General features: G+C 49.3%; 15 protein-coding genes. 9 read left to right on the top strand and 6 right to left on the bottom strand.

Features of this window, described 5'->3' with window-relative positions; translation table 11 throughout:
• Positions 1–146: 146 nt before the first annotated feature.
• Entirely contained in the window at positions 147–2,231 is a 2,085-nt protein-coding gene (locus tag IMY23_RS08215; RefSeq protein ID WP_192821615.1) for a vWA domain-containing protein, read from the bottom strand.
• A gap of 291 nt (positions 2,232–2,522) precedes the next feature.
• On the opposite strand from IMY23_RS08215, the gene IMY23_RS08220 reads away from it, so the two are divergent.
• The 4 genes from IMY23_RS08220 (at position 2,523) to IMY23_RS08230 (ending at position 4,324) form a co-directional block, all read left to right on the top strand.
• A complete protein-coding gene (locus IMY23_RS08220) occupies positions 2,523–3,248 on the top strand; it encodes a superoxide dismutase (protein WP_192821616.1) in 726 nt (241 codons plus the stop codon).
• A 9-nt stretch (positions 3,249–3,257) separates the two neighbouring features.
• Entirely contained in the window at positions 3,258–3,413 is a 156-nt protein-coding gene (locus tag IMY23_RS19960) for a hypothetical protein (RefSeq protein ID WP_225986455.1), read from the top strand.
• A gap of 19 nt (positions 3,414–3,432) precedes the next feature.
• Positions 3,433–3,651 (top strand): hypothetical protein, encoded by a 219-nt coding sequence (locus IMY23_RS19965; protein WP_225986456.1) that lies wholly within the window; start codon positions 3,433–3,435, stop codon positions 3,649–3,651.
• A gap of 328 nt (positions 3,652–3,979) precedes the next feature.
• Positions 3,980–4,324: a type II toxin-antitoxin system PemK/MazF family toxin gene (locus IMY23_RS08230; RefSeq protein ID WP_192821617.1), complete on the top strand. Its 345-nt coding sequence runs from the start codon at positions 3,980–3,982 to the stop codon at positions 4,322–4,324.
• 246 nt (positions 4,325–4,570) lie between these two features.
• Here the strand turns inward: IMY23_RS08230 and IMY23_RS08235 are convergent, their stop codons facing one another.
• Positions 4,571–4,954 (bottom strand): HU family DNA-binding protein, encoded by a 384-nt coding sequence (locus IMY23_RS08235; RefSeq protein ID WP_192821618.1) that lies wholly within the window; start codon positions 4,952–4,954, stop codon positions 4,571–4,573.
• Positions 4,955–5,304: 350 nt separating this feature from the next.
• On the opposite strand from IMY23_RS08235, the gene IMY23_RS08240 reads away from it, so the two are divergent.
• Together IMY23_RS08240 and IMY23_RS08245 are read left to right on the top strand one after the other, a co-directional pair.
• Positions 5,305–5,547: a DUF433 domain-containing protein gene (locus IMY23_RS08240; RefSeq protein WP_192821619.1), complete on the top strand. Its 243-nt coding sequence runs from the start codon at positions 5,305–5,307 to the stop codon at positions 5,545–5,547.
• Positions 5,531–5,854, top strand: a complete 324-nt coding sequence (locus tag IMY23_RS08245; protein WP_192821620.1) for a DUF5615 family PIN-like protein — start codon at positions 5,531–5,533, stop codon at positions 5,852–5,854. The genes IMY23_RS08240 and IMY23_RS08245 overlap by 17 nt, the downstream gene beginning before the upstream one ends.
• A 144-nt stretch (positions 5,855–5,998) precedes the next feature.
• Here the strand turns inward: IMY23_RS08245 and fabG are convergent, their stop codons facing one another.
• Positions 5,999–6,745: a 3-oxoacyl-[acyl-carrier-protein] reductase gene (gene fabG / locus IMY23_RS08250; protein WP_192821621.1), complete on the bottom strand. Its 747-nt coding sequence runs from the start codon at positions 6,743–6,745 to the stop codon at positions 5,999–6,001.
• Positions 6,746–7,115: 370 nt separating this feature from the next.
• On the bottom strand, positions 7,116–7,856 hold the full coding sequence (locus IMY23_RS08255) for a tetratricopeptide repeat protein (RefSeq protein WP_192821622.1): 741 nt from the start codon (positions 7,854–7,856) through the stop codon (positions 7,116–7,118).
• Between the two features lie 202 nt (positions 7,857–8,058).
• Here IMY23_RS08255 and IMY23_RS08260 point away from each other — a divergent pair, with 202 nt between their 5' ends.
• The gene (locus tag IMY23_RS08260) at positions 8,059–8,625 is read left to right on the top strand and encodes a histidine phosphatase family protein (protein ID WP_192821623.1); all 567 of its coding nucleotides are present in this window, start codon (positions 8,059–8,061) and stop codon (positions 8,623–8,625) included.
• A gap of 53 nt (positions 8,626–8,678) precedes the next feature.
• Entirely contained in the window at positions 8,679–8,873 is a 195-nt protein-coding gene (locus tag IMY23_RS08265) for a hypothetical protein (protein WP_192821624.1), read from the top strand.
• 137 nt (positions 8,874–9,010) lie between these two features.
• Here the strand turns inward: IMY23_RS08265 and crcB are convergent, their stop codons facing one another.
• Both crcB and bla read right to left on the bottom strand, forming a co-directional pair.
• Complete coding sequence (gene crcB, locus IMY23_RS08270) at positions 9,011–9,388, bottom strand: fluoride efflux transporter CrcB (RefSeq protein WP_192821625.1); 378 nt, start codon at positions 9,386–9,388, stop codon at positions 9,011–9,013.
• 252 nt (positions 9,389–9,640) lie between these two features.
• Positions 9,641–10,546 carry a class A beta-lactamase, subclass A2 gene (gene bla / locus IMY23_RS08275; protein ID WP_192821626.1) on the bottom strand — a complete coding sequence of 302 codons (906 nt, stop codon included), beginning with the start codon at positions 10,544–10,546 and terminating at the stop codon, positions 9,641–9,643.
• A 196-nt stretch (positions 10,547–10,742) separates the two neighbouring features.
• Between bla and lpdA the strand changes: the two genes are divergently transcribed.
• On the top strand, positions 10,743–12,137 hold the full coding sequence (lpdA, locus tag IMY23_RS08280; protein WP_192821627.1) for a dihydrolipoyl dehydrogenase: 1,395 nt from the start codon (positions 10,743–10,745) through the stop codon (positions 12,135–12,137).
• Positions 12,138–12,406 lie beyond the last annotated feature (269 nt).

The following is a 12,406-nucleotide window of genomic DNA, read 5'->3' on the forward strand; positions in this document are numbered from 1 at the left end:
TCTGGCGGAAAATCTGTTTTAGGGCTCATTTCCCAAAACGAGCCCCAAAACGGAAAGTAGAACCGGGCAAGAAGTTGGCAGAAAGAAGACTTGCCTTAGAGTAGTTTTAAGCCGATTCTCTTTCCATGCTACTAAAAGCACCTACTTTATAAACTTCCGTAATACCGCCGAAGGGCCCACTCTGCGCAGGCCAGCACCAGGAGCAGAATGTAATACCAGGATTGCTCTAGCAGGTTTTTCTCTTCTTCCTTGCTGCGCAAAATGGTTTTGAAATTGGCGGCCAGCAGGTCTTGCTCCAGTTGGGCCAGTTGCGTGGGGTAATACAGCCGGGTTTCTGAGCGCTGGGCCAGTTGGTTCAATAGTTCATGGTCTGCCACGGCTTGCAGGGCTTCCAGGTTCTGCTCCACTACCAAAAACTCGCCGGTGTCTGTGTGGGTCTGCCCGTCTGCCTGGGTGGTGGCGCTGTAACGGTACACGCCGCCGGGCAGGGCGCCTAGTTTCAGGCCTTCGCCGCCTTGTTCATGTTTAAACCGGTGACGCGTCTGCTGGCCGCCTTCCCGGGTGAGGGTGAGCGAAACCGTCTGCCCGAACACTTCTTCCTGCACGGCATTATAGACATCGGCTTGTAAAATCACTTCCTCAGACACGTTGAATTCATCTTTCACGGGGTACACGTGCAGGCGTTTCTGGTCGCGGCGGTTGGCCAGCAGTTGCACCATGTGCGTCATGAGGTCATCATAAATCTGGGCCTCGCCGTGGTCTGCCGCTTCTGAGAGTCGCCATTGCCAGCTTCCGTCGGTTAACAGAACGGCCGTTGGCGCGGGCGCCGATGCCTTGTACACCAGCAAAGGCTTTGTGGACTGCACATTGCCCACCTGCTGGTACAATATTATTTCCGTGGAGCCGCCCAAAGCCCAATCCCCGAAGGTGACGGCGGCCGGCGGCCAGGTTCTGATGCGCCCTTTGGCAATGGGCTCGGTGGCGAAGCGTTGGAATTTTGCGTTCAACAGCGGCTGCACTTCGTCAAATTGAATAGACGGCCTGGGCAAAGTGATGCCCGCTTGCAGGTTGTTGAACGCGTTGAAATCGGTCTGGGAACCCAAAATGTAGAAGCTGGGGACGTTGGCGGTGCGCAGGCGCTGGAGCCAGTTGGTGCCCATGCCGTTGCTGTTGGGAATCTGGTGCAGGATGGCGGCATCATACGGGGACTGGAACTTAGGATTTTGGAACGGCCCCAGCACTACCTCCACGTTTAGCAGCGGGTTGGTGATCAAGGCGCTCCTAATGGCTTTCACATCTGGGTGCGGGGCGGCGGCGGCCAGCAGAATGTTCAGTTTGCCTTTCACCACATCTAAGTACGCGTGGCGCTGGTTGTTGAGCTTTGTAAATTCTGCATCTGGGCCTTGCACCAGCACTTCATAATGCTTCTTGCCCGGCTGCGCGGCCGTGACCTGAAAAGACACCGGCACGTCGGTGCTGCGCGGAAGCGTGACGTTCTGGCGCTGTACCGTCTTGCCACCTTCCTGCAAGAGCACGGTCACCGTGGTGCCGGCAAAACCCGTGTGCCGCAAACGCGCCTGCACCGGGAACGAGGTGCCACTGTAATTGACTTTGTTGTAGGCCAGTTCCTCCAGCACCACATCTGGCTTGGGAATGCTATCGCCTAAGGCCACGGGGTACACGTTGGCCGCGTAATTCTGAAAGGTGGGCGTTGGCCCCTGGTTGTGGATACCGTCTGAGATAAGCACCAGCGCCGCCAGGTTTTCTTTCTGGTATTTCCGGCGGCCGGTCTCCAGCAGGGCGTGCAGGTTGGTGACCGGCGCGGCAAAGGGTATCTCGGCAAAGTTGGTCACCGCTGAATCAGCAGAATTGATTTCATACTCCACCCGAAGGCCTTTGGCACGCAACCGTTCGGCCAGGCCGTCCAGGGCTTGGAGCGCGCTGTTCAACTGGTCCTTAGGGGTAAACAATGCCACCGATTCTGAATTGTCCAGGGCCAGCACCACGGTGGGTTTTAGCTCCTCCTGCTTGATTCTGCGCGTGTACGGCTCCAGCAATAGAAAGCAGACCAGCGTGACCAGCACGGCCCGCAAGGTGGCCAGAAACCAGCGCAACCCCGTGGGCCAGGGCCCGCTCTTGCGGTACAACAACCATGAAATGCCAATGCCCGCCGCCAGACACAGCAACAGGTACCAGGGCGAGTAAACCGTATGGATTTGGAAAGATTGCACGAAACGTTAGTCAGTCACCAGATGAATCAGCAAGATAACGCAAGTCCCAGACTTGGCATAGCCTTTCTTTCTAACTGCCAGATTTGACGGGTTATTGTGGGAGGGCGTTTTGGGGCTCTGGTTTGGAAAGGAGGGTGAAAGTAGAAGATATAATATGAAAACTATATAGTATATTCGTTAGTCCGATTACGTTTATACACCCAATGGTGGTTGTATAAACGTAGTAGGTGCAGTTATACTGTAGTTATGTGCAACCCTAAAATATAATAGTGCAAGATTAAACATGTAATTATGAACAGAAAAGACTTTCTAAAATCAGGACTTATACTTGGCGGAGCTTCTATCATTCCAACAACATCTGCATTTGCTCAAAACCTAACGGTCAATACTATTGACAAGTTAGTGGACAAGGACGGAAATTTCATTCATCAGGCTTTGCCCTATGCGAAAAGTCATCTAGAGCCATACATGGACGAAGAAACCTTGCATCTACATTACACCTTCCATCACGGCGGAGCTGTAAAAGGTGCGAACAAAGACCAGCAGATGATACGGAAAGCTTTGGACGAGGACAATCTTGAAACCGTTGACTTCTGGACAAAGAAACTGGCTTTCCATCTCTCCTCCCATATCCTTCACTCTATATTCTGGACAAACTTGACCAATAAGAAGTCCGACCCGAAAGGCGACTTACTAAAACGCATCGATAAAGATTTCGGCAGTTACGATAAATTGAAGATGTATCTGGCAAAAACATCCAAGGACGTGGACGGCAATGGGTGGGGCATTCTGGGCTACCAGCCTTATACGGACAAATTAACAATCCTTCAATGCGAAAATCACGAGAAATTAACCCAATGGGGTGTCATTCCCTTGCTGGTGATTGATGTTTGGGAGCATTCCTATTATCTGAAATACAAAAACAAAAGGGCCGATTTTGTAGACAATCTGTTTAACATCATCAATTGGGACAATGCCGCGCAGCGCCTTGACAATGCCTTAAAGCTTACAAAATAAAAATATAAGATGATTTTAAGGAGAACGGTAATTTTTAGCTTAACATTTTTTATCTCAACTTTAACTTTTGCCCAAGAAATTAAAAGCGAATCAAATCCAAAATGGGATTTTGGCTTAGAAGGTATGCTTGGCATTACAGCTGGTAAGAACTTCTACGCTTTATAATGTTGGCGGGCCAAGCCTTATGTTAAGACTAAATGATGATTGGAAAGTAGGCGTTGGTGCTTTACCGTCATTTTACATCAAGGAAGGAAAGACGGGTGCTAAACTTGGGGTTTCCCCACGAATTGACTTTAAGAACGTTGCTTTGATTGCGCCATTTTTCCATTTTGAAGGTGCAGACAAATGGGTATGGTCAATAGGATTGGGATATAAATTTCATAAAACAAAGCAGAATAAATAAAGGGCAGGCACATAACATTGTATAAAAATCATGCTACGGCCGACGGCCTAGCACGTTTTTTATACGAGACCGTTAGGCACATTTAAAATATTCTCAACTTTTGCCTGTTAAATTTTGTATATTCGGTATATGGGAACGACAGAGATAATTAAAGAAATAAAAAGGCTACCAATAGGCAAAAGGCTAAAGATTGTGGAGCAGACGCTAAAGTCTATTCGGGAATCGGAAAACAAAAAGCAACTTGAAAAGGCTGCAGACGCCTTGTGTGTAGACTATTCAACCGACAAGGACTTGACGGCTTTTATTGGGCTGGACTTCGAGAATTTCTATGAAGCAAGGTGAAGTATGGCTGATTAACCTAGACCCGACTGTTGGTTCTGAGATTAAAAAGACTAGACCGGCTATAATAGTTAATGACAATACGCTTGGTAAGCTGCCCCTAAAAATCATTGTACCGTTGACGGATTGGAAAGACCGATACGATATAGCTCCTTGGATGGTGAAAATAATACTAGGAAAAAATAATAACCTCTCAAAACCATCTGCAACGGACTGTTTTCAAGTGCGCTCACTTTCTGAACTTCGGTTTACAAAAAAGCTGGGAAGAATAACATCTGAGCAGCTAGAAGAAATCAAGTCTGGGCTTGCTAAAGTGTTCTCCATAGAAGAATAAAAAAACGTGCCTAACAGTGCGTAAAAGTCATACATCGGCCGACGGCCTTGCACGTTATTTACATGAGTCCGTTGCTTGCTTTTCCAGATGGCAGCAAGGGCGAGTATTTTTTCCTCAAGAAAGGTTCTATATGAGTTTTGTGGCAAAGAAAAAGGCCCTAAGCTTTTAGTGAGAAGGTTAGTACTTTCTTACTAAAAGCTTAGGGCCTTTTGGGTGAAAGGTCAATACCTTTTGGCCTGGCCCCTTTTAAGCACTTTTCACCAGGGTTTGAGGGGCGTTTTCAACGGCCTGTTTCACCAGTTTGCCCGGCCTGAACAATATTTTTACGTTCTTTATCTGCGCGGCCGTGAACTCCTCCGGCGTCTCAGTCCCCTCGCTGCTCACCACCGTCCGGAAAGACCCGAAATCGCCCAGCTCCACAATAGCCCCCTCGCCCAGCATCTCGGGCAGCACCGTGAGCAAGCTCTCAATAACGGCTATGGTATCTGGCACGCTTACGGTGCTTATCTGGTTAATGCGGTTGGCAATGTCACGAATGGGCACTTTACGGGTAGAGACGCTTTGGGCATACCACTTCTTGGCGGCCGTAGGCTTGGCTGGGTTGCCGCGCTGTACTAAAGAATATTCCATAAATTTTAAGGTGAGATGAAACATTGTTTGAACTACGGTTTTGCTTTACTGCAATGTGCCGCAATTGTTTCATTCTTATGGCATTACCCCCTTTATTCACTTCCTTGTCTCATCATTAAGGAGTAATCTTGACTGGTTCTCCATTTAGATAACCAACGGGGCACCGTTAGGCATGCCTCCAGGCTCGGCTTCGTTTTTGTCTTATCAGCAGGCAAGAAATTTTCTTATTTTTAAGCAACCGGCCGCTTCTTGATGTAGCGGTGGTGTGATTCATTTAGTATGTTTATACTAGTCGGTTAGGCACCAGCTAAAGAACTACCTTACTTCTGTAAAAAACGTATATTTGACTTATGACTAATATCAGGGACTTCATCAGCATTGACCAAGAAATATTAGGAGGACAGCCTGTTTTCAAAGGGACACGGGTTCCGATAGAATCGCTTTTCCTTCATTTAGAAAAAGGAGTTACCCTAGACGGATTTTTAGAAGATTTTCCGACTGTAAGCAAAGAACAGGCGATTAGTGTGCTGGGAATTGCCGAAAAAATAATGACTTCTAAAAATATAGAAAAGATATATGAGGCTGCTGCTTGACGAAAATTTACCTAAGCGGCTTAAACTTGACTTTCCAGAACATGAAATCTATACCGTCAGCGACAAAGGCTGGAACGGAAAGAAGAATGGGGAACTGATGAAGCTACTTATAGCAGAGAACTTTGATGCTTTGTTCACCTTCGACAAGAATTTACAGTATCAGCAGAATTTCAAAAAATACTCTGTTCCTGTTTTAGTGCTAAATGCCGCAGACAACACTTATATGACGTTAAGCAAACTCGTTCCTGAAATTAAAGAAATTCTCAACAGACAACTTATACCAGGACCAACAATTCTGAATGAGTAAAAAATTACTTGTGCCAAAACTATATAAACACCATACTTAGGCCAACGGCTTAGCCCGTTGTTTATACTAACCGTTGGGGGTAAAAAAAAGCCGATGTCAGGATCTCCTAACATCGGCTTTTCTGTTTCTATAAAAAATCAACCATTACGTCAACATACCACCGTCTACCTGCAAGGTCTGACCGGTAATGTACGATGAAAGGTCTGAGGCCAGGAACACGCAGGCGTTGGCCACGTCTTCGGGGGCACCGCCGCGTTTCAACGGAATGGCTTTGCGCCACTCGGCTACGGTGTTGGCGTCCAGCTCGTCGGTCATGTCGGTTTCAATGAAGCCGGGCGCGATGGCGTTGCTGCGGATGTTTCTGGAACCCAATTCCAAGGCCACTGATTTGGTGAACCCGATGATACCTGCCTTTGAAGCGGCGTAGTTGGCCTGGCCGGCGTTGCCTTTAATGCCCACCACAGAGGTCATGTTAATGATGGAACCGCTTTTGGCGCGCATCATGTGTTTGGTGGCGGCTTTGGTGAGGTTGAAGACAGATTTCAGGTTGGTGTTGATGACCGCGTCCCACTGTTCTTCAGACATGCGCATGAGCAGGCCGTCTTTGGTGATGCCCGCGTTGTTCACCAGCACATCCAGCTTCCCGAAATCCTTTACCACGTCCTCCACCAATTGCTCAGCCTGGGCATAATCAGAGGCATCTGAGCGGTAACCTTTCGCCTGAATGCCGTACTCGGCTAATTCTTGTTCCAGGGCCTGGCCTTTTTCCACGCTTGACAGATACGTGAACGCCACGCTGGCGCCCTGCTCAGCATATTTCTTGGCAATAGCCCTCCCGATGCCCTTGGAGGCACCCGTCACTAACGCAATTTTTCCTTCCAGTAATTTCATAGGTCTTGGGTAGAAGCCCGCTGCGCCGGAGCCAGCAAGCCAATTGGTACAGCCCCAAAGATACTAAATGCCCGCTTTTGCAAAAGCACCACCCCAAGATTTACTAACAACTGCGTTTTCGGCCTCATTTCCAGAAACAAGCCCGAAAACGCAAAGTAGAATTCCCTCTCTCTCTGGGAGAGGGTTAGGGTGAGGGTCTTTTTGTAAACAGTTTTGTTTAATTATATGAATACACCCTCATCCTAACCTTCTCCCAGAGGGAGAAGAGACTGCGTAGTTCTGTTTGCGAACTGCTTAGATAGGCGCTGACGTTTGCCTTAAATATTCCTGTTTTTGGCCCCATTTCCAGAAATGAGGCCAAAAACGGAAACTACTTGCAGAAACGTTTGAGCAGTGCGCTGGCTTGCGCATTGCCTAACTCAAAGGCTTTCTGCCAGTCTGCGCAGGCCTCTTTCTTTTTGCGTTGGGTGTGTTTGAGCACGCCGCGGTTGTAGAAGGCCTCGGCCAGGCTGGGGTCATGTATAATAGCCTGGTCATAGTCGGCCAGGGCTTTGGGGTATTGCTTTTGGCGCACGTACAGGTTGGCGCGGTTCAGGTACGCCACGCTGTAATCTTTCTGCAGCGCAATGGCCTGGCTGAAATCTACAATGGCGCCGCTGTTGTCTTTGAGGCGCGCCTTGTTGAGGCCGCGGTTGTTGAAGGCCTTGGCATAGCTGGGCTGGTGCTGAATGGCCAAATCATAATCTGCGATGGCGGCTTTGTACTGCTTGCGGTTCTGCTTGATATCGGCGCGAAATTTATAGGATTCAGCATCTGTGGGTGTCAGCGAGATGGCGTTGGTGAAATCGGCGTAAGCCCCGTCAAAATTACTGGACTCGTACTTGGCCATGCCGCGCAGGCGGTACAGGCTGCCGTCGTTGGGGCGTTTGGCAATGGCCTGGTCGTACTCGGCAATGGCGCCAATGTAGTCGTTCTTGCTCATGCGCTCCAGACCTTCGCGGTAATGGATTTTGGCCGTGTTGCAGGCGCCCGCCAGCAAGAGAACCGCCCACAAAGAAACCAGGCGCGCGCGCCGAAACCCCTGTTGCCAATAAGCCGAAAATGATTGCATAGACCCAAACGAATAATCTGATGCTACATACTAGATTTAGGGGTATATAGTTATCCTGAAATATTCCGCTTCGGCAAAAAATATGCTCTGCATGTGATTTGACCTAGAGATAGGTGCCACAGGGAAAAAGCCAAAGGCACCGCCCCTGCCCTGCCCGGGTTTTCAGGAAATTATGTACCTTCAAGGCCTAAATCTTTTGTGTATGAAAAACTTCAAGTCTTTCTTTTTGGTGGGCGTTTTGGCCCTGGTGGCCACCAGCCTGCTGAGTTGCGCCCTGTTCACCACGCCGCAGGCCAGCCAGAAAACCGTCATCTACGTGGTGCGGCACGCCGAAAAAGCACCCTCCAGCGGCGCCATGACAGATGACCCGGAGCTGTCGGCGGCCGGCCAGAAACGCGCCCTGGATTTACTTTCCAAATTAGGCAAAGAGCCGATTGCCGCATTCTTCGCGACTAAATACAAACGCACGCAACTCACGCTGCAGCCGCTGGCCCAGGCCAAAAAACAGACCGTGCAACAATATGACGCCGGCAACGCTACCCAACTGGCCCAGAACCTTAGCCAGAATTTTACAGGTAAAACCGTAGTAGTGGCCGGACATTCCAATACCGTCCTTTCTATCATTGAAGCCCTGGGCGCTAAAAAACCTTTGACAGAAGTAGCCGACCACCAATATGACTATTTGTTCAAAGTCACCTTGCAGCAAGGCAAAGAACCCCAGGTAGAAGTAAGCACCTACGGAGATGCCTCTGTGGCGCCGGCCAAGTAATCTACCTTTTCAGTGTACTTTCCTGCTGCCTGTTTTTAATACTTCTTATAACTATGATGTTTCTATTAGTTGTATTAGCAGCAATTGTCTTCATCTGGATTTACTCTTATAACACGTATGGCAAACCGAAGAACAAACCCAAGAAGAAAACTGACAATTCTGATGCATGGTGGTCAGTTGATGAAAAGCCACATCACCGGAATATTGAACCAGAAGATGTTGTAGGAGACGGAGCTGATTCAGATTAATTATATTTCAAAAAAGCATAACTCCCGTTTTGGGCCTCATTTCTAGAAATGAGGCCCAAAACGGGAGTTATGCTTTTACCGCTAATAGACTGCCTGAAACACCATCAAGTAAAAATGCCCGTGCGGCGCAATGTCTGTCAGGCCAGGAAAGCCTTTACCGCAGACATACCCGCAAACGTCGATAATAGACCTAACAACACGCTGCCAGTTACATATGCGGCGGCGTAGCCCACTTGTCCATCGCGCAGCATGGCCACGGTTTCATAGGAGAACGCCGAAAACGTGGTGAAGCCGCCCAGCACGCCGGTGGCCAGAAAAAGCCGTCCTTCAGGTGAGAGATTTCCTTTCTCGGCCAATCCAAACACCGCGCCAATCAACAGGCAACCCACCACATTCACCGCCAACGTCCCGAAGGGGAACGCCACGCCCACCTTCGTCTGGATGGCCAAGGAAAGCAGGTAACGGGCGATGCCGCCCAGGAAACTTCCCAAGCCTATGGCTAGTATCATTTTCATGGTTACTTATAATAGAAGTGAACTTTTGAATGAAGTGTATTCCCTCTCCCTTGTTCTGTTCTCATTGCAAAGTAACCCTAGGCAGTCAATTAACATAGCTTTAAATCAATGAAAGAATGATGGAGAGGCTGTGGCGTAAAATTACCGTTTTAGGCCTCGTTTCTGAAAATGAGCCCCAAAACGGGGAGCCATTGATTGCTACTTCCAGGGTTAGAATAGTCTGGGCTTTGCCGCTAAATGCCCAAGTGATGTTTATTTGGCTTTGGTAGTAAAATGGGCCCAGGTTGCTTTTGCTATGTCCGCAATCACTTGTTCATTTACAGCGGTGGTTTCTTTTGAATTCGAGACAAACACACTTATGAAAATGGGCTGGCCGCTGGGCAGGAACAGAACGCCAATGTCATTCATGGCCGCGGTTACACCCGCTTTGTTGATGCCCGAGAAACCGGTCTTATGCGCCACCACCGTTCCTGGGGGCAATTTTCCCTTTAATCTGTCTTTGCCGGTTTCGGTTTGCTTCATGATTTTCCAGAGGAAGGCGTGACTAGCCGGCGAGAGTAATTTCCCCTGGTTGTAATAAAACTTGGAGAGCACGGCGTTGGCGGCTAGCGGCGTGGTCCAGTTCTGGAACTGGAGGTCCCAGTTGGCCTGCATCACCTCTTCGTTTATTTTAATGGACAGGTCCGTCACCTTGTTTCTGTGAAAATAGCTTTCCACGGTTTTGGGTCCGCCCAGAAGTCGCAGGAGAACGTCGCAGCCCACGTTGTCACTGCTGGAAACGGTGTATTGTAAGATTTCTGACAGCGGAAGCTCGGCTCCCTGTGGGTATTTCTCCCGAAGCGGGCTATACAAACCAGGAAGAAGTTCTGCCTGGGTGATGCGTATTTTCTGGTCCAGGGAATACTTCCCTTTGTCAATCTCAGCCAGCATGACAATGCCAATGTGCAGCTTAAAAACACTTTGCATGGGGAATTGCCGGTTACCGTTGACCGTCAGGGTATCTTTAGCGGTTTTCCCTTTGATGGCCACTCCCACTTCCAGGTTTTTCCCGGCCACTAGTTGCTGTATTTTCTGCCGAAGCGCATCTGTGTTCTGGGCCATTGCCTGGTAGGTGACCACCAGAAAGAGAAAGACAGTTGCGGGGAGTAGCTTTTGCATGTGTTATCAAATTTTCTTGCGAAGGTATGACTAAAAGTCCAGCAACGGCATTATTGAAATCTGCCCCTAGGCATGGGAAAATTTCCGTTTTCGGCTTCGTTTCCGGAAATGAGCCCAAAAACGGCTTGCTGCGGTTTCACTTGGCAAAAGCGTGATTATGATGTAGCTTTGCCTAACAAACCTTTAGACCAAACACATGGCAGCAACATATGATTTGATAGTGGTAGGCAGCGGCCCGGGCGGGTACGTGGCCGCCATACGGGCATCACAGTTAGGGATGAAAGTAGGCGTGGTAGAGAAAGCCGAACTAGGCGGAATCTGCCTAAACTGGGGCTGTATTCCCACCAAAGCCTTATTGAAAAGCGCGCAGGTGTTTGAGTACATCAAGCACGCCGCCGATTACGGCATCAATGTTTCTGAGGCATCGGCTGACTTTGGCGCGGTGGTGAACCGCAGCCGCGGCGTGGCCCAGGGCATGAGCAAAGGCATTCAGTTCCTGTTCAGAAAAAACAAGATTGACCACATAGCCGGTTACGGCAAACTCAAAGGCAAAGGCCAGATAGAAGTGACCCCAGAAGGCGGCACCGCCCAAATCTACGAAGCCAAGCACATCATTCTGGCCACCGGGGCCCGTTCCCGCGAGTTGCCAAATCTGCCGATTGACGGCCAGAAAATCATAGGCTACCGCCAGGCCATGGTGCTGGAAAACCAACCCAAGAAAATGGTGGTAGTGGGTTCTGGCGCTATTGGCGTGGAGTTCGCGTATTTCTACAACGCCATGGGCACTGAGGTGACCGTGGTGGAATACCTGCCCAACATTGTGCCCGTGGAGGACGAAGAAATCTCTAAGCAACTGGAGAAATCGTTCAAAAAATCGGGTATCAACGTGATGACCAGCTCTGAGGTATTGTCGGTAGACACCAGCGGCGCAGGTTGCGTGGTGAAAATCAAAACCGCCAAAGGCGAAGAGACTATTGAAGCCGATGTAGTTTTATCAGCGGTGGGTATCCAGACTAACCTGGAAGGCCTTGGCTTAGAGGAATTGGGCGTGAAAGTAGAGCGCGGCCGCGTAGAGACCGATGATTTCTACAAAACCAATGTGGAAGGCGTGTACGCCATCGGCGACATTGTGAAAGGCCCGGCTTTGGCGCACGTTGCCAGTGCAGAAGGAATTATCTGTGTGGAAGCCATCGCCGGTCACCACCCAGAGCCATTGGACTACAAAAACATACCGGGCTGTACCTATTGCTCTCCGGAGATTGCATCAGTGGGCTACACTGAGAAAGAGTGCAAAGAACTGGGCCGCGAAATCAAAGTAGGCAAGTTCCCGTTCTCGGCCTCAGGCAAAGCCAGCGCCGGTGGCGTGAAAGACGGCTTTGTGAAGGTGATTTTTGATGCCAAGTACGGCGAGTTCCTGGGTGCGCACATGATTGGTGCCAACGTCACCGAGATGATTGCCGAGATTGTAGTGGCCCGTAAACTGGAAACCACCGGTCACGAAATCATCAAAGCCGTTCACCCGCACCCCACCATGTCAGAAGCCATCATGGAAGCCGCCGCGGCTGCCTACGGCGAAGTGATTCACTTGTAGTAAAATCAACCCATACATATGAAAGGCCCGAAGTTTTCTTCGGGCCTTTCTGTTTTTGGCCCCGTTTCCAGAAATGAGCCCGAAAACAGAAAGCGAGTTCAGCGGTTAACTATTTATCAGCCACAGGTAAGCATCAGAAAATCATGGGTTTCCTGTTCAAGCAAAGCCAGTTTTCCGTTAGAAAGAAAAGTCTGACTTCTGGCAAGGTTAAAATTTAATGTAGCTACGTATTAAACTTTCTGCCCATTTCGGCATCCAACCTACTAATG

Origin of the sequence: Rufibacter sp. LB8 (assembly GCF_014876185.1) — a bacterium.
GTDB lineage: Bacteria > Bacteroidota > Bacteroidia > Cytophagales > Hymenobacteraceae > Nibribacter.